Source organism: Enterobacter sp. B79-1, from assembly GCF_057444735.1.
In genome coordinates, this window is record NZ_JBYAZJ010000006.1 from 78,164 (window position 1) to 98,588 (window position 20,425).

A 20,425-nucleotide genomic window follows, 5' to 3' on the forward strand; every position below is an offset into this window, starting at 1 on the left:
CCATTTTATTTCGTTAAGGTTGGATTATTATCACTATTTCGACGCATCTTGCGTTTGATACGCTTAATGAAACGAGCTACCTTCCAGGCCCGTTTAATGCAGTAGCCATACAATAAAAACGCAAGCAAAAACAGTACCAACATTACCCATTCAGGAATAAAGTGGGCATATTCCGCTACAACTCCTATCCCCGCAAGGATAGCGGCAGCCAATGTAATCAGCATAAAAGCCTGACGGGAAGTGAATCCCGCCCGCATGATAAGATGATGAATATGTTGACGGTCGGCTGTAAAAGGACTCATTCCTTTACGCAGACGACGATACATAATCGCCACCATGTCCATCAGCGGGATGGCGATAATCCATAGTGCAGTAACCGGGCTTATAGGGTGTGTTTTACCCTGCGTGGTTTCCAGCAAAATCCAAATAATAGTAAAACCGATCAATGTGCTACCCGCATCGCCCATAAAAACTTTATAGCGACGACCCAGAGCGCCAAGATTCAAGAGGATGTAAGGTAGAATGGCCGCAATCATGGCGAAGCACCACATTGCCAGGCTGTATTGACCATCAAACCACAGGATGATGCCAATAGCAGCAAATGAAACACATGACAATCCCCCCAGTAAACCATCGATCCCATCGACCATATTGAAGGCATTGATTGCGACCCATACGGCAAAGAGTGTGAGGAAGTAACCAAATGGGCCGAGCACCATCTCCCAGGCCCCAAAAATATAGCCAAGACTGCTCAAGTGAAGTTTTGCCGCAACCATCATGGCAATACCAACAGCAGCCTGTACAAAGGCGCGAATTTTTACACTGATATCGTAGCGATCGTCCAGTGCACCAACAACAACCAGAACCGCCGCACATGTCAGGTACAACCGGGCATGAGGAATATAGTAATCAGCGATAGCGAAAGTGAAGCAGATACCTGCAAATACGGAGATGCCACCCACCAATGGGATCATACCCTGATGGCGTTTACGGAAGTTGGGTTTATCCACTAATCCCAGATATTTTGCTATCTTGCGCGCAAAAAACAGAAAGCAAGTAGTAAATAAAAAAATACTGGTTAGTTCAGCAAACGTATCGAATAGGTTCACAATGGATGTTCTCAACAAATGTCAGTCAAAGAAGTATAACTATGATGGCATCAAGCCAGAAGGCATAAAGCAAACCTCTTGCGACCCATTTGTTTATTATTCAAGCTATTAATATTTTTACTGTGCGAATTATCTTATTGTCGCACTGACCGGTCAAAATTGGGAGTCTGTGATAATAGCGTATAGTCCGTAAAAGAAAAACGCCACGTAAAAACGTGGCGTTCACTGGGATAATTTACGTTACGAGCGTTTCATCATGTCGAAGAAATCGTCGTTGGTTTTGGTCATCGCCAGTTTGTTGATGAGGAACTCCATTGCGTCGATTTCACCCATTGGATGGATGATTTTGCGCAGGATCCACATTTTCTGCAGCTCTTCCTGAGTGGTGAGCAGCTCTTCCTTACGGGTACCGGAACGGTTGTAGTCGATAGCCGGGAAGACGCGTTTTTCAGCGATCTTACGAGAGAGGTGCAGTTCCATGTTGCCTGTACCTTTAAACTCTTCGTAGATAACTTCGTCCATTTTGGAGCCGGTATCAATCAACGCGGTCGCAATGATGGTCAGGCTGCCGCCCTCTTCCACGTTACGTGCCGCACCGAAGAAGCGCTTCGGGCGATGCAGGGCGTTGGCATCCACACCACCGGTCAATACTTTACCGGAAGCTGGCACCACGGTGTTGTACGCACGCGCCAGACGGGTGATGGAGTCGAGCAGGATGATCACGTCTTTCTTGTGCTCAACCAGGCGTTTCGCCTTCTCGATGACCATTTCCGCAACCTGAACGTGGCGAGATGCTGGCTCGTCGAAGGTAGAAGCAACCACTTCACCTTTAACCAGACGCTGCATCTCGGTTACTTCTTCCGGACGTTCGTCAATCAACAGTACCATCAGCACGCAGTCTGGGTGGTTGTAGGCAATGCTCTGCGCGATGTTCTGCAGCAGCATGGTTTTACCCGCTTTTGGCGGTGCCACAATCAGGCCACGCTGACCACGACCAATAGGTGATGCCAGATCCAGAACGCGAGCGGTTAAGTCTTCGGTAGAACCGTTACCACGCTCCATGCGCAGGCGAGAGTTCGCGTGCAGCGGCGTTAAGTTCTCAAAGAGGATCTTATTGCGCGAGTTTTCCGGTTTGTCGTAGTTAACTTCGTTAACTTTCAACAACGCAAAGTAGCGTTCACCCTCTTTTGGAGGACGAATCTTACCTGAAATGGTGTCACCAGTGCGGAGGTTGAAACGGCGGATTTGGCTAGGGGATACGTAGATGTCGTCAGGGCCGGCGAGGTAGGAGCTGTCTGCAGAGCGGAGGAAACCAAATCCGTCTTGCAATATTTCCAGCACACCGTCGCCAAAGATATCTTCGCCACTCTTAGCGTGCTGCTTCAGGATGGCGAAAATGATGTCCTGCTTGCGCATACGAGCCTGGTTTTCCAGCCCCATATTTTCGCCGAGAGTGATCAGCTCAGAAACCGGCGTATTCTTTAATTCGGTAAGATTCATAATGGTGTGGGTTCTTAAACTCGGGGTGATTCTCGAACTTAATGTTGTGAATGGTATGGCAGGGTCATCCATGCCTGTTTAGCGGCCATCAACTCATGTCTGTTCGCTGTCTGGTCACAGGGAAAGAACGCAGAACTGAAACGACAAGACGGATTGAGTGACAAGCCCGGAATCTAGCAACTTCACGCACTGTTCATGTTAACAACGGGAAGTATCGGGTAAAACAAGATTCAAACAACAAGATATGTTTAAAACGAAGTCATAGCTAACTTAGCACGACTAAAGCCGGGCGTCCAGAGATCCACACAATTTAGGCGCTCAGGACGCTCAGCCGAGAAACCTTACGCCAGATTAGCGTCGAGGAACTCTTTCAGTTGACCTTTGGACAGTGCGCCCACTTTGGTCGCTGCCACTTCACCGTTTTTGAACAGCAGCAGGGTCGGGATGCCACGGATACCGTATTTTGGCGCGGTGCCCGGGTTCTGGTCGATGTTCAGCTTGGCAACGGTCAGTTTGCCCTGATATTCGTCAGCGATTTCATCCAGAATCGGGGCGATCATTTTGCAAGGACCACACCATTCAGCCCAGAAATCGACGAGGGTTAGCCCGTCAGCCTTAAGCACGTCCGTGTCAAAACTGTCGTCAGTCAGGTGAATAATTTTATCGCTCATATATAACTCCACAGGAATAAGCCTGGTACGTTGGTTTTGTCTCCACCAACGACGTGTTGATGTCGCATTAACCAACTAAAGGTTGACTTTATTTCACCGGATACGCTTTCGTAAAGCAATAGTAAGCTGATATTCTACCACACTATGAGCAAAACACATTTAACAGAACAGAAGTTTTCCGACTTCGCCCTGCACCCAAAAGTGATCGAAGCCCTTGAAAATAAAGGGTTTCATAACTGCACGCCCATTCAGGCTCTCGCCCTGCCGCTTACGCTGGCCGGTCGCGATGTTGCAGGGCAGGCGCAAACCGGTACTGGCAAAACGATGGCGTTCTTAACGTCAACGTTTCATTATTTACTGTCTCATCCAGCGATTGCAGACCGCAAAGTTAACCAGCCGCGCGCGCTTATTATGGCCCCGACGCGAGAACTGGCGGTACAGATCCACGCAGACGCTGAACCTCTGGCGCAGGCTACTGGCCTTAAGCTTGGCCTGGCCTATGGCGGCGACGGCTACGATAAGCAGCTGAAGGTGCTGGAAAGCGGTGTGGATATCCTGATCGGTACCACTGGCCGTCTTATCGACTACGCCAAACAGAACCATATCAACCTCGGTGCCATCCAGGTTGTCGTGCTGGATGAAGCCGACCGTATGTACGATCTGGGCTTCATTAAAGACATCCGCTGGCTGTTCCGCCGCATGCCAGCTGCGAATCAGCGTCTGAACATGCTGTTCTCTGCAACCCTTTCTTACCGCGTTCGCGAACTGGCGTTCGAACAAATGAACAACGCCGAGTATGTGGAAGTGGAGCCAGAGCAGAAAACAGGTCACCGCATTAAAGAAGAGCTCTTCTATCCTTCGAATGAAGAGAAAATGCGTCTGCTACAAACGCTTATCGAAGAAGAATGGCCCGATCGCGCCATCATCTTTGCGAACACCAAACACCGCTGTGAAGATATCTGGGGCCATCTGGCTGCAGACGGTCACCGTGTTGGTCTGCTGACCGGCGACGTTGCACAGAAAAAACGCCTGCGTATTCTTGAAGAATTTACCCGTGGCGATCTCGATATTCTGGTCGCAACCGACGTTGCCGCTCGTGGTCTGCACATCCCAGCCGTAACGCACGTTTTTAACTATGATCTGCCAGATGACTGCGAAGACTATGTACACCGTATCGGTCGTACCGGTCGTGCGGGCGCAAGCGGTCACTCTATTAGCCTTGCGTGTGAAGAGTATGCGCTGAATCTTCCAGCCATTGAGACCTACATCGGTCACTCTATTCCGCAGAGCAAATACAACCCGGAAGCGCTGTTAAGCGAACTGCCGCCGCCGAAGCGTCTTACTCGCCCACGTTCCGGCAATGGTCCGCGTCGTTCTGGTGGCGCACCGCGTAATCGTCGTCGTTCAGGTTAAGAAATTATGCTCAGTTCCACCTCGCTATATGCGGCAATTGATCTCGGTTCGAATAGTTTTCATATGCTGGTTGTGCGCGAGGTGGCGGGAAGCATACAGACGCTGACGCGCATTAAGCGCAAGGTCCGCCTGGCGGCGGGCCTGAGCAGCGACAATCACCTCTCCCCCGAAGCCATGGAACGTGGCTGGCAGTGTCTGCGCCTCTTTGCTGAGCGCCTGCAGGACATACCCCATACCCAAATCCGCGTTGTCGCTACCGCGACGCTTCGCCTGGCGGTTAATGCCGTGGATTTTATTGCCAAAGCGCAGGAAATTCTCGGTTGCCCGGTGCAGGTCATCAGCGGTGAAGAAGAAGCGCGTCTGATCTATCAGGGCGTGGCGCACACCACCGGGGGTGACGATCGCCGTCTGGTGGTGGATATTGGCGGAGCGAGCACCGAACTGGTCACCGGCACGGGCGCCCAGGCGACGTCGCTGTTCAGCCTGTCGATGGGCTGCGTGACCTGGCTTGAGCGCTACTTTACCGACCGCAATCTCGCACAAGAGAACTTCGACGAGGCTGAAAACGCCGCGCGCGAGGTGCTGCGTCCGGTCATGGACGAATTGCGCTACCACGGCTGGAAAGTGTGTGTTGGCGCGTCCGGAACCGTACAGGCGTTGCAGGAAATCATGATGGCGCAGGGGATGGACGAGCGGATCACGCTTGCCAAACTCCAGCAACTGAAGCAACGCGCTATTCAGTGTGGTCGGCTGGAAGAGCTGGAAATTGAAGGCCTGACGCTTGAGCGTGCATTGGTTTTTCCAAGCGGTCTGGCCATTCTGATCGCCATTTTCACCGAACTGAACATCCAGTGCATGACCCTTGCAGGCGGCGCGCTGCGCGAAGGTCTGGTCTACGGAATGCTGCATCTGTCGGTTGATCTGGACATCCGCAGCCGTACGCTGCGTAACGTCCAGCGTCGCTTCATTGTGGATACCGAGCAGGCACAACGGGTGGGACAGCTGGCGTCGCTCTTTGCGGACCAGGTCAAACAGCGTTGGGATATTGAACCATTAAGTCGCGATTTGCTGCTAAGTGCATGTGCGCTGCATGAAATTGGCCTGAGCGTTGAGTACAAGCAAGCGCCGCTGCATGCCGCCTGGCTGGTGCGTAATCTTGATTTGCCGGGCTATACCCCTGCGCAGAAAAAATTGCTCGCTACCCTGCTGCTAAACCAGACCAATGCCGTGGACCTCTCTTCACTCCACCAGCAAAACGCGGTGCCGCCGCGCGTGGCCGAGCATCTGTGCCGTTTGCTTCGTCTGGCGATTTTGTTTGCCAGCCGTCGCCGCGACGATCTCCTCCCGGCAATTACGCTGGCGGCAGACGATGAAAAGCTCACGCTGACGCTACCGGAAAATTGGCTGGATAATCATCCACTTGGGGCAGAGCTGATCGAGCAAGAGTGCCAGTGGCAGAGCTACGTGCACTGGGCGCTTGAGATAAAGTAAGTCGCTGAACAATGCCGGGTGGCGGCTTCGCCTTACCCGGCCTACTCATCATTATCCCTTCTCTTTGGCTTTTGCCAGCATGGCGCGAATATTCGCCACGTTAGCCTGTCCCTTGTGCATGCGCTCTTCCGCGGTAATGACTTTGCGTTCCTGCTCCCAGATGAGATCGTCCTGAGGTAGCTCCAGCAGGAAACGGCTCGGCTCAGGGCGCACCAGTTCACCGTACTGTCTGCGCTCTTTACACAGGGTAAAAATCAGCTCTTTCTGCGCGCGGGTGATCCCCACGTAGGCCAGTCGACGCTCTTCATCGACGTTATCTTCATCAATGCTGCTCTGGTGCGGCAGTAAGCCCTCTTCCATACCGACCAGATAGACATACGGGAATTCCAGACCTTTGGACGCATGCAGGGTCATCAACTGCACCTGGTCGGCCTCTTCCTCACTCTCACCGCGCTCCATCATATCGCGCAGCGTAAAGCGGGTGACGACCTGGGTCAGCGTCATCGGCTCGTCAATGTCCGAGCCTTCCAGCATTTCGGTCATCCAGCTAAAGAGCTGGTTGACGTTTTTCATCCGCATCTCGGCCGCTTTCGGGCTGGCAGAGGTTTCGTACAGCCAGGATTCGTAGTCGATACCGTGGATCAGGTCGCGCACGGCAGCCACAGGCTCACGCTCTGCCAGCCGCTGTACTTCACCAAGCCAGTGGGTGAAGCGGGTTAAGTTGTCATATCCGCGTCCCGTCAGCGTCTGGCTTAGCCCCATATCAAAGCTGGCGGTAAACAGGCTTTTATTGCGGGTCATCGCCCACTCGCCCAACTTTTGCAGCGTTGCCGGGCCGATCTCGCGTTTCGGCGTATTCACAATGCGCAGGAAGGCACTGTCATCATCTGGGTTAGTCAGCACGCGCAGATAGGCCAGCAGATCTTTGATTTCCGGGCGCGAGAAGAATGAGGTTCCACCCGAAATTTTGTAAGGAATACGGTTCTGCATCAGCATCTTTTCAAAGACGCGCGACTGGTGATTACCGCGATAAAGGATCGCGTAATCCTTGTACTCTGTTTTATTCACGAAGTGATGGGCAATCAGCTCACCGGTGACGCGTTCAGCTTCGTGTTCTTCATTGTTGGCGCTGAGCACTTTCAGCTCTGTACCGTAGCCCAGCTCGGAGAACAGACGCTTCTCAAACACGTGTGGGTTATTGGCGATCAGGATATTCGCCGCTTTCAGGATGCGACCGGACGAACGGTAGTTCTGCTCCAGCTTAATCACCTGCAACGCCGGGAAATCTTTGCTCAGCAGCACCAGGTTTTGTGGTCGCGCGCCGCGCCAGGAGTAGATCGACTGGTCGTCGTCGCCTACCACGGTGAAACGCGCGCGTTGTCCTACCAGCAATTTCACCAGCTCGTACTGGCTGGTGTTGGTGTCCTGATATTCATCCACCAGCAGGTAGCGGATCTTGTTCTGCCAGCGCTCGCGCACCTCTTCATTACGCTGCAACAGCAACGTCGGCAGCAGGATCAGGTCGTCGAAATCCAGCACGTTACACGCTTTCATGTGCGCGTCGTACAGACCATAGCAGTGAGCGAAGATACGATCCCGTTCCCCTTTCGCGCTGGCTGCCGCCTGGGCTGGCGTCATCAGATCGTTTTTCCAGTTGGAGATCGTCGAGATCAGCTGTTGCAGCAGGACTTTGTCATCTTCAATCAGCCCTTCCGTCAGCTCCTTAAGCAGCGCCACCTGGTCAGTATCATCGAAAAGCGAGAAGTTGGACTTCATCCCCAGCGCCGCGTATTCGCGTTTAATAATATCCAGCCCCAGCGTGTGGAAGGTGGAGATCATCAGCCCGCGCGCCTCTTTACGGCCCAGCGTCTGCCCGACGCGCTCTTTCATCTCGCGCGCGGCTTTGTTGGTAAACGTTACGGCAGCGATGTGCCGCGCCTGATACCCGCATCCACGGATCAGGTGGGCAATTTTATTGGTGATGACTCGCGTTTTGCCCGATCCCGCACCCGCCAGCACCAGGCAGGGTCCGGTGACGAATTCGACGGCTTGTTGTTGTCCGGGGTTTAAACGCATAAAAGATCACTCAATGAAAGTCGGGAGAGGAGGAAAAACGCGTGGTAGTATACCGAGCGTAAACTAGTCGACTCAAGGCACGATCATGGCAAAAACAGCAGCAGCACTGCATATCCTTGTTAAAGAAGAGAAACTGGCACAGGATCTTCTGGAACAGATTAAAAACGGCGCCGACTTCGGCAAGCTGGCGAAGAAGCACTCTATCTGTCCGTCAGGTAAACGCGGCGGTGACCTGGGTGAATTCCGCCAGGGCCAGATGGTTCCGGCATTCGATAAAGTGGTCTTCTCTTGCCCGGTACTGGAGCCAACCGGTCCCCTGCACACGCAGTTCGGATACCACATTATCAAAGTGTTATACCGCAACTAACAAAAAGCCCGGTGAGTCAATGCACCGGGCTTTTTTGTCAATGGCTGCCGACAGGCTAAATGCCGTCGCCATACTCGAACGTATGATGAATACCGTTGAAGTGCTGATCCATATCCATCGACGGTTTATCGCTATCCGGTTTACCGACAATGCGCGCCGGTACGCCAGCAGCGGTGGTGTGCGGCGGTACAGGCTGCAGCACAACTGAGCCCGCCCCTATTTTGGCCCCACGTCCCACTTCGATATTACCGAGGATCTTCGCTCCCGCGCCAATCATCACCCCTTCACGGATCTTCGGATGGCGATCGCCGCTGGTTTTACCGGTACCGCCCAGGGTAACCGACTGCAGGATAGAGACATCATCTTCAATCACCGCCGTTTCGCCGACAACGATGCCAGTGGCGTGGTCGAGCATGATGCCACGACCAATTTTCGCCGCAGGGTGAATGTCCACCTGGAAGGTCACAGAAACCTGATTTTGCAGGAAGATAGCCAGCGCGCGGCGGCCTTCATTCCATAACCAGTGGCCGATGCGATAAGCCTGAAGCGCGTGGAAGCCCTTCAGATACAGTAGCGGCGTGGAGTATTTATCGACCGCCGGGTCACGCGTGCGCACGGCCTGGATATCACAGGCGGCAGAGGCGATCATCTCCGGGTCAGCGGCATAGGCCTCTTCCACCACTTCACGAATAGCGATAGCAGGCATGATGGAGGAAGCCAGTTTATTGGCGAGCATATAGCTCAGGGCGCTGCCGAGGTCTTCGTGCTTGAGTAGCGTCGCGTGGTAGAAACTGGCCAGCATAGGCTCGCAGTCGGCCAAAGCCCGGGCTTCGGCTTTTATATTGTTCCAGACGATATCCAGTTCTTCACACGGCATTGCTTACTCCAGACGATAGTTAATGACCAGCCAGTTCTGCGCTAGCTGGGTCATTCAGGTGACAACGGTTCCGACTAGTTACTGCTGCGCTCGTCCTTGCGCGCACGACCTAATAAGGTCAATGCTGCCTCGCGCGCATTTTTTCCGCAATACAATACCTGATAAATTTCCTCGGTTATTGGCATTTCGACACCGAAACGGTGCGCCAACTCGCGGACTTCCTTGGTATTGCGGTAGCCTTCAACCACCTGACCAATCTTCTCCTGCGCGCTTTTTACATCGCTGCCCTGACCGAGCATCATGCCGAAGCGGCGGTTACGAGACTGGTTATCGGTACAGGTCAACACCAGGTCACCCAGGCCTGCCATGCCCATAAAGGTGGCCGGATCGGCACCCAGCGCTTCGCCCAGGCGAGACATTTCCGTCAGCCCTCGGGTGATCAGCGCAGTACGTGCGTTCGCACCAAAACCGATACCGTCGGACATCCCGGCACCGATAGCAATCACGTTCTTCACCGCACCGCCCAGCTGTACACCGATGAAATCGGGGTTACTGTAGACGCGGAAGCTCTTGCCGCAGTGCAGCAGCTGCTGGAGATCGTCAGAGAAGGCCTGGTCAGTGGATGCCAGTGAAATCGCTGTCGGCAGGCCAGCAGCAAGCTCTTTGGCAAACGTCGGTCCGGAAATCACCGCAAGCGGGATATCATCGCCCAGCGCTTCGCGGGCTACGTCCTGCAGCAGGCGTCCGGTTTCCGCTTCCAGCCCTTTTGTCGCCCAGACAATGCGTGCATCCGGGCGCATCAGCGGCTTGATTTGACGCAGTACTTCGCCAAACACATGGCTCGGCACCACAATCAGAATGTTGCGGCTGGCCGCCAGCGCGGTCGCGAGGTCGCTTTCCAGGTGCAGGGAGTCAGGGAACGGAACGTCCGGGAGAAAAGCCACGTTGCAGCGGTCGCGTTGCAACGTCGCAATATGTTTGGGATCGTGGCCCCACAGGACCACGTCGTGACCATTTCTTGCCAGCGTGATGGCAAGAGCGGTGCCGTAAGAGCCGGCACCGATCACAATCATTGACGCATTAACAGTGCTCATCAGGCATCCTGATGTTGTTCGGCACCTTCGCCAGCCTGCTGCTGCAGATAGTTCATGAACAGCGCATCAAAGTTAACTGGCGCAAGGTTCAGTTGCGGGAATGTACCGCGAGAGACCAGGCTGGTGATGCATTCGCGAGCATACGGGAACAGGATGTTCGGGCAGTATGCACCCAGGCAATGTGCCATCTGGTTGCCTTCGATACCGCCAATGGAGAAGATGCCGCCCTGCTGTACTTCACACAGGAACGCCGTTTCTTCGCCCAGAGATGCGGTTACGGTCACACGCAGTACAACTTCATACACATCATCCGCCAGTTGGGTGGATGCGGTATCAAGATCAAGTTTAACCTCTGGCTGCCAATCTTTCTGGAAAACGTGTGGCGCATTTGGCGCTTCGAAAGAGACATCTTTGGTGTAGATGCGCTGGATCTGGAAAGTCATTTCAGTGTTGTTTTGTTCTGACATGGAAAAACCCTTTTTAATTGTCCTAAAGTCTCTTAGCTCAGCAGCGGATCGAGTCCACCACGGGCGTCGAGCGCATACAAGTCATCACAGCCACCAATGTGCTGCGCATCAATGAAAATCTGCGGAACCGTCGTGCGACCACTGCGTTGGATCATCTCTTCGCGTTTAATCGCGTCACCATCGATCGGCAGTTCCTGGAACGTTACGCCTTTGCTGTTCAGCAGTGCTTTCGCACGGTGGCAGAACGGGCAAGTTGCTTTGGTGTAGATCTCAATATTGGCCATCACTGAACTCCTTATTTACCGCGAACTAAAGGAAGATTTTCCCCGCTCCAGCCGGAAATACCTTCTTTCAGTACCGTTACGTTTTCGAAGCCTGCTTTATGCAGTGCGTTGGCAGATTCCTGCGCCTGCATGCCGGTGCCGTCAACAACGATGATCGGCTGGGCTTTATGTTTTTCCAGCTCACCAATGTTGTTCGCTTTGATTTCAGCAGGCAGCAGGTTAATAGAGCCTGCAATGTGACCTTTGCGGAAATCGTCGCGCTGACGCAAGTCGACGACGACGGCGTCTTCTTTGTTGATCAGACGTGTCGCTTCACCGCGGGTGATCACCTTAATTTTAGACGTCAGTCCCTTAAAGGTGGTGAACAGCACAGCGACCAGCAGGCCAATCCACGCGATGCTCAGAACCGGGTGGCGGCTAACGAATTGCATAATTTCTTGCATGGGGGGTAACAACTCCCGACTAAGTGATTAAAAAAACCAGGACAGGAGTATACCTGTGCGTTGTGGCAAATACAGCCAGCGACAATAAGCTAATCGATTTTCTGCGGCATGCCACGAAAAAAAAGCCTCAAAATGTCCGGGGAAGTGCCTTGCCCCTACGCATTCTTTGATCTTCTGCGGCTATTTGATCGATTCAGCTGTAGTAAAATTACGCAAATTTTTCGTCTCTTGAGCATGAGGTTGTCGCAATGTCGGTTTCTAAAAAACCTATGGTACTGGTGATTCTGGATGGCTATGGCTACCGTGAAGACAGCCAGGATAACGCTATTTTCAACGCCAAAACGCCAGTGATGGATGCACTTTGGGCGAAACGCCCTCATACCCTGATTGACGCGTCTGGCCTGGAAGTGGGCCTGCCGGACCGCCAGATGGGCAACTCCGAAGTCGGTCACGTTAACCTGGGCGCGGGTCGTATCGTGTATCAGGACCTGACGCGTCTGGACGTTGAAATCAAAGAACGCACCTTCTTCTCCAACCCAACGCTCGCAGGTGCGGTAGATAAAGCCGTTGCCGCAGGTAAAGCCGTGCACATTATGGGCCTGCTCTCTGCAGGCGGCGTGCACAGCCACGAAGATCACATCATGGCGATGGTTGAACTGGCCGCCGAGCGCGGTGCGGAAAAAATCTATCTGCACGCTTTCCTGGACGGCCGCGATACGCCGCCACGCAGCGCAAAAGGCTCTCTGCACGCCTTCGAAGAGAAATTCGCCGCGCTGGGCAAAGGCCGCGTGGCGTCCATCATTGGTCGTTACTACGCGATGGACCGCGACAACCGCTGGGATCGCGTTGAACAGGCCTATGACCTGATGACCCAGGCAAAAGGTGAATTCCAGTTCGCGACCGCCGTTGAAGCACTGGAAGCCGCTTACGCACGCGATGAAAACGATGAATTCGTGAAAGCATCCGTCATTCGTGCTGAAGGCCAGGCTGATGCCGCCTTGGAAGATGGCGACGCGCTGATCTTCATGAACTTCCGTGCTGACCGCGCGCGCGAAATCACCCGTGCATTCGTGAACAGCGACTTCGACGGTTTCGCCCGCAAGAAAGTGGTGAAACTGGACTTCATCCAGCTGACTGAATACGCCGCAGACATCAAAGCGCCTTGCGCTTATCCGCCAGCATCTCTGGCAAACACCTTCGGCGAGTGGATGGCGAAGAACGACAAAACGCAGCTGCGTATCTCTGAAACCGAAAAATACGCGCACGTCACCTTCTTCTTTAACGGCGGCGTAGAAGAGCCGTTCAAAGGTGAAGACCGCATTCTGATCAACTCGCCGAAAGTCGCTACCTACGATCTGCAGCCAGAGATGAGCTCTGCCGAGCTGACTGAAAAACTGGTTGCGGCCATCGAAAGCGGTAAGTACGACACCATCATCTGTAACTACCCGAATGGTGACATGGTGGGCCACACCGGCGTGATGGAAGCAGCGGTTAAAGCAGTTGAAGCGCTGGACAACTGTGTCGAGCAGGTAGCAAAAGCCGTTGAGTCTGTGGGCGGCCAGCTGCTGATCACCGCTGACCACGGTAACGCAGAGCAAATGCGCGACCCGGCGACCGGCCAGGCACACACCGCGCACACTAACCTGCCTGTTCCGCTGATTTATGTGGGTGATAAATCACTGAAAGCAGTGGAAGGCGGCAAGCTTTCCGACATCGCGCCAACCATGTTGACGCTGATGGGCATGCCGATCCCTGAAGAGATGACTGGTAAGCCGCTGTTCATCGTGGAATAATCGCTCCCCATGAGGGGAAAGGCGATTTTTTCAATCACATGGGTCGTGAAGCCGCTTAGGTTATCAGTCAGACCTCTGTTTTACGCCAGCGCACTCAGCGCTGGCGTATTGCTGTGCGCCGCATCCGCCCACGCGGATGACCGCGACCAGCTGAAATCCATTCAGGCCGATATCGCCGCCAAAGAGCGTGCGGTACGCCAGCAACAGCAACAGCGTTCCTCACTTCTTGCCCAGCTTAAGCAGCAGGAAGAGGCGATCTCCGCCGCCGCACGCAAACTCCGTGAAACGCAAAACACCCTCGCCCAGTTGAACAAACAGATCGATGAGATGAACGCGTCGATAGCCAAACTGGAACGCCAGCGTGATGCCCAGGAGCGCAATCTTGCCGCACAGCTTGACGCCGCGTTTCGTCAGGGTGAACACACCGGCCTCCAGCTGATCCTCAGTGGGGAAGAGAGCCAGCGCGGCCAGCGTCTGCAGGCCTACTTTGGCTACCTGAACCAGGCGCGTCAGGAGACGATCGCGCAGCTGAAGCAGACGCGCGAAGAGGTCACCACGCAAAAAGCCGAGCTGGAAGAGAAGCAGACCCAGCAGCAGACGTTGCTCTACGATCAGCAGGCCCAGCAGGCGAAGCTGGAGCAGGCGCGCAACGAGCGTAAGAAAACCCTGTCCGGCCTTGAGTCTTCCATTCAGCAAGGTCAGAGCCAGCTGAGCGAAATGCGCGCCAACGAATCGAAACTGCGTAACAGCATTGCGCGAGCAGAAGCCGCGGCGAAAGCGCGCGCGGAAAAAGAGGCGCGCGAGGCGCAGGCCGTTCGCAACAAGCAGCAGGAAGCGTCCCGTAAAGGTACCACCTACAAACCAAGCGAAAGCGAACGTTCTCTGATGGCGCGCACCGGCGGTTTAGGCTCGCCTCGCGGCCAGGCTTACTGGCCGGTTCGCGGTTCCATTCTGCATCGCTATGGCGAACAGCTGCAGGGTGAACTACGTTGGAAAGGGATCGTTATCGGTGCGTCTGAAGGTAGCGAAGTGAAAGCCATCGCCGATGGCCGCGTGATCCTGGCCGACTGGCTGCAGGGTTACGGGCTGGTCGTGGTGGTTGAACACGGTAAAGGCGACATGAGCCTTTACGGCTACAACCAGAGCGCGCTGGTCAGCGTCGGCACTCAGGTGCGCGCAGGTCAACCCATCGCCCTTGTGGGCAGCAGTGGCGGTCAGGGCCGCCCGTCACTCTATTTCGAAATTCGTCGCCAGGGTCAGGCGGTCAATCCACAGCCGTGGTTGGGAAGATAAGTTTTGCTTCAATTTCGTCGAATGATTCTCTCCGTCGCCAGCGCACTGGCGCTGGCTGCACCGGTATACGCCGGCAAACTCGCTATTGTCATTGATGACTTCGGTTATCGTCCGCACTATGAAAATCAGGTGCTGGCGATGCCGTCAGCGATCTCCGTTGCGGTCCTCCCCAATGCGCCTCACGCGCGGGAAATGGCGACCAAGGCCCATAACAGCGGTCATCAGGTCCTGATCCACCTGCCTATGGCACCGCTTAGCAAACAGCCGCTGGAAAAAGACACGCTTCGTCCGGACATGAGCAGCGATGAGATCGACCGCATCATCCGCGACGCCTACAATAAAGTGCCGTATGCCGTCGGCCTGAATAACCACATGGGCAGCGCGATGACGTCCAGTCTGTACGGAATGCTGAAAGTGATGCAGTCGCTGGAGCGCTACAACCTCTATTTCCTCGACAGCATGACCATCGGCAACAGCCAGGCCCTGCGAGCCTCTCAGGGAACCGGCGTGAAGGTGATCAAGCGCAAGGTGTTCCTGGATGACACGCAAAATGAAGCGGATATTCGGGTGCAGTTTAATCGTGCTGTACAGCTAGCCCGCCGCAACGGCTCAGCCATTGCCATCGGTCATCCGCATCCTTCAACGGTGCGCGTGCTGCAACAGATGCTGCCGACCTTACCTGCTGATATCACGCTGGTGCGACCGAGCGATCTACTCAATGAACCGCAGGTGGATACGTCTCGTCCTGGCAGCACACAGCCGCCAGCAACGCAGCCGCGTAATCCGTTCAGCGGCGTAAAAAACTGCAAGCCAAAACGGCCGCTTGAACCGGTGCATGCGACCCGCTTCTTCACAGTAATTAGCGAAAGCGTGAGCCAGAGTACGCTGGTGCAATATTTCCAGCATCAGTGGCAAGGTTGGGGTAAAAAACCCTTCCCCGCGACAGGTGACTAAGGTAGAAAGATGCCGCAACGACACAAAATCCTGCTCCTCGATACCGGTAAAGAATGGGGAGGAGGCACCAACAGCATGCTCGAACTTCTGAAGCGCATTAATCGCGAGAAGTTTGATATCACCTGTTGTTTTTACTCCGACTACAGCCGGGCCGAAGGGCAAACCATCGGTCAGGTGTTGAATGGCATTGGCATCCCGTTAATTGTCATCCCTCAGCATAAGCAGCCCGCGTGGGCGAAGATTGCAAAAGAACTGGGTCGCAGCCTGCTTTTCCTCTCGCGCAGCGGCCGCAAGGCCGTCACGCGCCATATTGATACGCTCTGGCGTATTCGCCCCAACGTTAGCAAAATCGAGACGATTTTCAGGGAAGGCGGTTTCGATACGCTGTACATGAACAACCAGCCAGGCTCTAACGAAGAGGGTTACCTGGCGGGAGCTAAACTGCGTGCGCGGATCATCCAGCACTGCCGCATTGAACCGGTGCTGACGCCGCCGCTGGTAAAGCTGGTGAATGCCCATGCCACAAAAATCATCGCCGTCTCGCACGGCGTTGAGCGCGTGTTACTTCAGCATGGCGTCCGGCCAGAGGTGTGCACAACGGTCAACAATGCCATCGACATCCACCAGCCTTTACCGGATCGACGCGCCATGCGTCATCGCCTGAACATTGATGACGATACGTTTGTCTTTGGCAGCATTGGATCGTTAATTCCTCGCAAAGCCAACCACCACACGCTGGCGGCGCTGGCACAGTTCAGCCGCAGGGAACCCGACGCAAAATGGAAGATGGTGCTGGTGGGTGAAGGTGCAGAGCGTGCCGCATTAACCGCGCAAGCCAAAGAATTGGGCATTGAGAACAACGTGATTTTCACGGGCTTCCAGAATACGCCATTTGACTACCTTGCCACGTTTGACGCGTTTATACTCGCCTCAAAAAGCGAAGGGTTGCCTCGGGTAGTGCTGGAAGCGATGCTGCTTAAAATCCCTGTTATTGGCTCTCAGGTGACGGGTACGGCTGAATTGATTGATCATGAGTCAACGGGGCTGCTCTTCCCCTGGAGCGATGTTTCACAGCTTGCTCAGCATCTGAATAATATCTGGGCGGATGCAGACCTGCGGGCTCGACTGGCTGCGGCGGCATACCAGAACGTCTGCCATACCTACGCTATCGAAAACTATGTCAGTGGTGTCGAAGCCGTTCTTGGCGCGCACTAACCAAACGAGAAGAACATGTTTAAATTCCTGAATGCTCGCTACCGCCACATCACCGGGCGACATAACATTCCGTACGCTTCCCTTCCGGTCACGCGCGATCTCGTTGCGGTGGATTCCATCGTGATCCCGTGTACGGGCGCAGATTTCGTCGAAGAAGCGTTATTGTCAGCGACGTTTGCAGAACGTTACGCCACTGCCGTCAGCGAGATCGTCATCGTCAGCGATCAGCCTGAATCCGCCTTCGGGGTACTGCCGCCGAAAACCCGCGTAGTGACGCTGAATCTTCCGGTTCGTGAGGAAGGTTACCGCTATAAGCAGATCTACCTCAGCCGTCTGGTGAAGCTTAACGCCCCGCTGCAGGCGCGCGGTGAAGGCGTATTGATGATCGACTCCGATCTCAACCTGCTCAAGATGCCCGAGATCAACATGGCAGACATGCACATCTACTCCAGCTTCCGTCAGGGCAAAATGATTGCCAAGCTGGACGGCGCGCCAGCGGAGAAAGTGCCGGCGTATTACAAGGAGACGGTGCGTCCATATCTGGTCGATCACGTTAACGGCGCGTTTCTTGCGGCAACCAAAAAAACCTGGCGCCGCATCTGCCCGCTGTGGCTGACGCTGTTCCAGGATACCTGGGAACTGATGGACGACACGCAGCCGCCGACCGATCAGCTGCCGCTCGCCGCGCTGCTGGACATGCTGGATTTAAAAACGGTTAACCTGGGTGACTGGATGAACTGGCCGGTCTCCAAGAAGATCGGTGGTCAGGAAGCCGTTGTACCGAAAGAGGTGATTGGCGCGCACGGCGGTTTCCCTCTCTCCGAATGGCAGAAGTATCTTGAATCGCCGGATAACGCGCTGCTGTTCAAAGGTCAGGACTACACCCGCAAGGTGCGTTACCTGACGGACGAAGAGAAAAAGAATCAGTGAAAAAAGGGGCCGCAGGCCCCTTTTTGATTACTTATCCCAGCTCAGGATCACTTTCCCTGACTGGCCGGAACGCATCGCGTCAAAGCCCTGCTGGAACTCATCAATGGAGAAACGATGAGTAATAATCGGGGACAGATCCAGACCGGACTGGATCAGCGCCGCCATCTTGTACCAAGTTTCGAACATCTCGCGGCCATAGATACCCTTGATGAACAGCCCCTTAAAGATGACTTTGTTCCAGTCGATGGACATATCTGACGGCGGAATACCCAGCATCGCGATACGGCCACCGTGGTTCATGGTGTCGAGCATGGTGCGGAACGCCGGTGGCGCGCCGGACATCTCCAGACCCACATCAAAGCCTTCGGTCATGCCCAACTCTTCCATCACGTCGGTCAGGCTCTCTTTCGAGACATCCACCGCGCGGGTAACGCCCATCTTACGCGCCAGCGACAGACGGTATTCGTTCACGTCGGTGATCACCACGTTGCGCGCCCCTACGTGCTTCGCTACGGCTGCCGCCATAATGCCGATGGGGCCTGCGCCGGAGACCAGCACGTCTTCACCCACCAGGTCGAAGGAGAGCACCGTGTGTACCGCGTTGCCGAACGGGTCGAAGATAGAGGCCAGATCGTCAGAGATGTTGTCCGGAATTTTGAACGCGTTAAACGCCGGGATCACCAGGTATTCCGCGAAGCAGCCCGGACGGTTTACGCCCACGCCGACGGTGTTGCGGCACAGGTGCGTACGTCCGCCGCGGCAGTTACGGCAGTGGCCGCAGGTAATATGGCCTTCGCCAGAAACGCGATCGCCAATTTTGAAGCCTTTCACTTCCTGGCCGATACCGACCACTTCGCCGACGTATTCGTGACCGACAACCATCGGTACCGGAATGGTTTTCTGCGACCATTGGTCCCAGTTGTAGATGTGAACGTCAGTGCCGCAGATGGCTGTTTTACGAATTTTGATCAGCAGATCGTTATGACCGACTTCCGGCTCCGGCACGTCGGTCATCCAAATCCCTTCTTCCGCTTTCAGTTTGGATAACGCTTTCATCACACGTCCTCAGGCAATTACGCCCAGCTGTTTGCCGATGCGGGTAAAGGCTTCCACCGCACGCTCAATTTGTTCAGGCGAATGCGCCGCAGACATCTGGGTGCGGATACGCGCCTGACCTTTTGGCACCACCGGGAAGAAGAACCCGGTGACGTAAATCCCTTCTTTCTGCAGCTCGCGGGCAAACTTCTGCGCAACGACCGCATCGCCCAGCATGACCGGAATGATCGCGTGGTCAGCTCCGGCCAGGGTAAACCCTGCGGCGCTCATTTTTTCACGGAACAGACGGGCGTTGGACCACAGGCGGTCGCGCAACTCAGCGCCGGACTCCACCATCTCCAGCACTTTGATGGAGGCAGAAACAATCGCCGGTGCCAGGGAGTTGGAGAACAGATACGGGCGAGAGCGCTGACGCAGCCACTCAACCACCTCTTTGCGCGCGGCGGTGTAGCCGCCAGATGCGCCGCCGAGCGCTTTGCCCAGCGTACCGGTGATGATGTCCACGCGGCCCATCACGTCGCAGTATTCGTGGGAACCGCGGCCGTTTTCGCCGACAAAGCCGACCGCGTGAGAGTCATCGACCATCACCAGCGCGTCGTACTTGTCTGCCAGGTCGCACACGCCCTTCAGGTTAGCGATCACGCCGTCCATGGAGAACACGCCGTCTGTGGCGATCAGCACGTGGCGAGCCCCCGCTTCGCGGGCCTCTTTCAGACGCGCTTCCAGCTCAACCATGTCGTTGTTGGCGTAGCGGAAACGCTTCGCTTTACACAGGCGTACGCCGTCGATGATGGAGGCGTGGTTCAGGGCGTCGGAGATAATCGCATCTTCTGCGCCAAGCAGGGTCTCAAACAGACCGCCGTTAGCGTCGAAGCAGGAGGAGTACAGAATCGCGTCTTCCATTCCGAGGAAGCTCGCCAGCTTTTGCTCAAGCTGCTTGTGGCTGTCCTGCGTACCGCAGATAAAGCGTACGGAGGCCATGCCGAAACCGTGGGTGTCCATGCCTTTTTTTGCAGCGGCAATCAGCTCAGGGTGATTCGCAAGACCCAGGTAGTTATTCGCACAAAAGTTGATCACATGGCTGCCGTCGGCAACGGTGATGTCCGCCTGCTGAGCAGACGTGATAATACGCTCTTCCTTGAACAACCCTTCCGCACGTGCGGTGTCGAGGTCGCTGTTTAACTGTTTGTAAAAATCACCACGCATTGCAATTCTCCAGACTCGGCAAATTTCGGCACATATTACCCAAACCTATAGTTCATGACGAGATGACGCAGTATCTCTTCTCGTTTTTGCAGCATAAATCACGTGTAACCCTGCTGCATATCGGTGAATGGCTGAAGGGTCGCCATACTAATGATATGATATGAATATTAGCGTCCGGGATTGTCC

At 54.8% G+C, this 20,425-nt stretch carries 19 protein-coding genes; 8 read left to right on the forward strand and 11 right to left on the reverse strand.

Going from position 1 to position 20,425, the window contains the following annotated elements; translation table 11 throughout:
- Positions 1-5 precede the first annotated feature (5 nt).
- From wecA to trxA, 3 genes are all read right to left on the reverse strand, one after another.
- Complete coding sequence (wecA, locus tag AC2T6E_RS16830; RefSeq protein WP_174340360.1) at positions 6-1,109, reverse strand: UDP-N-acetylglucosamine--undecaprenyl-phosphate N-acetylglucosaminephosphotransferase; 1,104 nt, start codon at positions 1,107-1,109, stop codon at positions 6-8.
- Positions 1,110-1,349: 240 nt separating this feature from the next.
- Complete coding sequence (gene rho / locus AC2T6E_RS16835) at positions 1,350-2,609, reverse strand: transcription termination factor Rho (protein WP_001054528.1); 1,260 nt, start codon at positions 2,607-2,609, stop codon at positions 1,350-1,352.
- Positions 2,610-2,950: 341 nt separating this feature from the next.
- The gene (trxA, locus tag AC2T6E_RS16840) at positions 2,951-3,280 is read right to left on the reverse strand and encodes a thioredoxin TrxA (protein WP_004386384.1); all 330 of its coding nucleotides are present in this window, start codon (positions 3,278-3,280) and stop codon (positions 2,951-2,953) included.
- 144 nt (positions 3,281-3,424) lie between these two features.
- Between trxA and rhlB the strand changes: the two genes are divergently transcribed.
- Positions 3,425-4,693: an ATP-dependent RNA helicase RhlB gene (rhlB, locus tag AC2T6E_RS16845; RefSeq protein ID WP_010426359.1), complete on the forward strand. Its 1,269-nt coding sequence runs from the start codon at positions 3,425-3,427 to the stop codon at positions 4,691-4,693.
- A 6-nt stretch (positions 4,694-4,699) separates the two neighbouring features.
- A complete protein-coding gene (gene gppA / locus AC2T6E_RS16850) occupies positions 4,700-6,184 on the forward strand; it encodes a guanosine-5'-triphosphate,3'-diphosphate diphosphatase (protein WP_108417311.1) in 1,485 nt (494 codons plus the stop codon).
- Positions 6,185-6,235: 51 nt separating this feature from the next.
- On the opposite strand, the gene rep is transcribed toward gppA, so the two are convergent.
- Positions 6,236-8,260 carry a DNA helicase Rep gene (gene rep / locus AC2T6E_RS16855; protein WP_042717736.1) on the reverse strand — a complete coding sequence of 675 codons (2,025 nt, stop codon included), beginning with the start codon at positions 8,258-8,260 and terminating at the stop codon, positions 6,236-6,238.
- An 85-nt stretch (positions 8,261-8,345) separates the two neighbouring features.
- Here rep and ppiC point away from each other — a divergent pair, with 85 nt between their 5' ends.
- Positions 8,346-8,627 (forward strand): peptidylprolyl isomerase PpiC, encoded by a 282-nt coding sequence (gene ppiC / locus AC2T6E_RS16860; protein ID WP_006812396.1) that lies wholly within the window; start codon positions 8,346-8,348, stop codon positions 8,625-8,627.
- Positions 8,628-8,682: 55 nt separating this feature from the next.
- On the opposite strand, the gene cysE is transcribed toward ppiC, so the two are convergent.
- The 5 genes from cysE to AC2T6E_RS16885 form a co-directional block, all read right to left on the reverse strand.
- Positions 8,683-9,504 carry a serine O-acetyltransferase gene (gene cysE / locus AC2T6E_RS16865; RefSeq protein ID WP_010426365.1) on the reverse strand — a complete coding sequence of 274 codons (822 nt, stop codon included), beginning with the start codon at positions 9,502-9,504 and terminating at the stop codon, positions 8,683-8,685.
- Between the two features lie 74 nt (positions 9,505-9,578).
- The gene (gpsA, locus tag AC2T6E_RS16870) at positions 9,579-10,598 is read right to left on the reverse strand and encodes an NAD(P)H-dependent glycerol-3-phosphate dehydrogenase (RefSeq protein ID WP_108417309.1); all 1,020 of its coding nucleotides are present in this window, start codon (positions 10,596-10,598) and stop codon (positions 9,579-9,581) included.
- Positions 10,598-11,065 carry a protein-export chaperone SecB gene (gene secB, locus AC2T6E_RS16875; protein ID WP_003860835.1) on the reverse strand — a complete coding sequence of 156 codons (468 nt, stop codon included), beginning with the start codon at positions 11,063-11,065 and terminating at the stop codon, positions 10,598-10,600. The genes gpsA and secB overlap by 1 nt, the downstream gene beginning before the upstream one ends.
- 32 nt (positions 11,066-11,097) lie before the next feature.
- On the reverse strand, positions 11,098-11,349 hold the full coding sequence (gene grxC, locus AC2T6E_RS16880) for a glutaredoxin 3 (protein ID WP_010426371.1): 252 nt from the start codon (positions 11,347-11,349) through the stop codon (positions 11,098-11,100).
- An 11-nt stretch (positions 11,350-11,360) separates the two neighbouring features.
- On the reverse strand, positions 11,361-11,792 hold the full coding sequence (locus AC2T6E_RS16885; protein WP_010426372.1) for a rhodanese-like domain-containing protein: 432 nt from the start codon (positions 11,790-11,792) through the stop codon (positions 11,361-11,363).
- Positions 11,793-12,040: 248 nt separating this feature from the next.
- Here AC2T6E_RS16885 and gpmM point away from each other — a divergent pair, with 248 nt between their 5' ends.
- From gpmM to AC2T6E_RS16910, 5 genes are read left to right on the forward strand one after another with little or no spacing between them, the layout of a single operon-like run.
- Positions 12,041-13,585 (forward strand): 2,3-bisphosphoglycerate-independent phosphoglycerate mutase, encoded by a 1,545-nt coding sequence (gene gpmM, locus AC2T6E_RS16890; protein ID WP_316466887.1) that lies wholly within the window; start codon positions 12,041-12,043, stop codon positions 13,583-13,585.
- Positions 13,586-13,618: 33 nt separating this feature from the next.
- Positions 13,619-14,878 (forward strand): murein hydrolase activator EnvC, encoded by a 1,260-nt coding sequence (gene envC / locus AC2T6E_RS16895; RefSeq protein ID WP_486692684.1) that lies wholly within the window; start codon positions 13,619-13,621, stop codon positions 14,876-14,878.
- A gap of 3 nt (positions 14,879-14,881) precedes the next feature.
- A complete protein-coding gene (locus AC2T6E_RS16900) occupies positions 14,882-15,832 on the forward strand; it encodes a divergent polysaccharide deacetylase family protein (protein WP_214606051.1) in 951 nt (316 codons plus the stop codon).
- A gap of 9 nt (positions 15,833-15,841) precedes the next feature.
- Positions 15,842-17,047, forward strand: coding sequence for a glycosyltransferase (locus tag AC2T6E_RS16905; RefSeq protein ID WP_486692572.1), 1,206 nt, complete (start codon positions 15,842-15,844; stop codon positions 17,045-17,047).
- A 15-nt stretch (positions 17,048-17,062) separates the two neighbouring features.
- A complete protein-coding gene (locus tag AC2T6E_RS16910) occupies positions 17,063-17,977 on the forward strand; it encodes a hypothetical protein (protein ID WP_010426382.1) in 915 nt (304 codons plus the stop codon).
- 27 nt (positions 17,978-18,004) lie between these two features.
- On the opposite strand, the gene tdh is transcribed toward AC2T6E_RS16910, so the two are convergent.
- Complete coding sequence (gene tdh / locus AC2T6E_RS16915; protein ID WP_174340355.1) at positions 18,005-19,033, reverse strand: L-threonine 3-dehydrogenase; 1,029 nt, start codon at positions 19,031-19,033, stop codon at positions 18,005-18,007.
- Positions 19,034-19,042: 9 nt separating this feature from the next.
- Positions 19,043-20,239, reverse strand: a complete 1,197-nt coding sequence (kbl, locus tag AC2T6E_RS16920; RefSeq protein ID WP_042717746.1) for a glycine C-acetyltransferase — start codon at positions 20,237-20,239, stop codon at positions 19,043-19,045.
- Positions 20,240-20,425: the final 186 nt, after the last annotated feature.

Coding starts and splice junctions, on each gene's coding strand:
- gppA (WP_108417311.1), top strand. CDS start 4,700: ATGCTCAGTTCCACCTCGCTATATGCGGCAATTGATCTCGGTTCGAAT.
- AC2T6E_RS16905 (WP_486692572.1), top strand. CDS start 15,842: ATGCCGCAACGACACAAAATCCTGCTCCTCGATACCGGTAAAGAATGG.
- rep (WP_042717736.1), bottom strand. CDS start 8,260: ATGCGTTTAAACCCCGGACAACAACAAGCCGTCGAATTCGTCACCGGA.
- grxC (WP_010426371.1), bottom strand. CDS start 11,349: ATGGCCAATATTGAGATCTACACCAAAGCAACTTGCCCGTTCTGCCAC.
- ppiC (WP_006812396.1), top strand. CDS start 8,346: ATGGCAAAAACAGCAGCAGCACTGCATATCCTTGTTAAAGAAGAGAAA.
- tdh (WP_174340355.1), bottom strand. CDS start 19,033: ATGAAAGCGTTATCCAAACTGAAAGCGGAAGAAGGGATTTGGATGACC.
- rhlB (WP_010426359.1), top strand. CDS start 3,425: ATGAGCAAAACACATTTAACAGAACAGAAGTTTTCCGACTTCGCCCTG.
- gpmM (WP_316466887.1), top strand. CDS start 12,041: ATGTCGGTTTCTAAAAAACCTATGGTACTGGTGATTCTGGATGGCTAT.
- AC2T6E_RS16910 (WP_010426382.1), top strand. CDS start 17,063: ATGTTTAAATTCCTGAATGCTCGCTACCGCCACATCACCGGGCGACAT.
- gpsA (WP_108417309.1), bottom strand. CDS start 10,598: ATGAGCACTGTTAATGCGTCAATGATTGTGATCGGTGCCGGCTCTTAC.
- kbl (WP_042717746.1), bottom strand. CDS start 20,239: ATGCGTGGTGATTTTTACAAACAGTTAAACAGCGACCTCGACACCGCA.
- AC2T6E_RS16885 (WP_010426372.1), bottom strand. CDS start 11,792: ATGCAAGAAATTATGCAATTCGTTAGCCGCCACCCGGTTCTGAGCATC.
- rho (WP_001054528.1), bottom strand. CDS start 2,609: ATGAATCTTACCGAATTAAAGAATACGCCGGTTTCTGAGCTGATCACT.
- trxA (WP_004386384.1), bottom strand. CDS start 3,280: ATGAGCGATAAAATTATTCACCTGACTGACGACAGTTTTGACACGGAC.
- secB (WP_003860835.1), bottom strand. CDS start 11,065: ATGTCAGAACAAAACAACACTGAAATGACTTTCCAGATCCAGCGCATC.
- cysE (WP_010426365.1), bottom strand. CDS start 9,504: ATGCCGTGTGAAGAACTGGATATCGTCTGGAACAATATAAAAGCCGAA.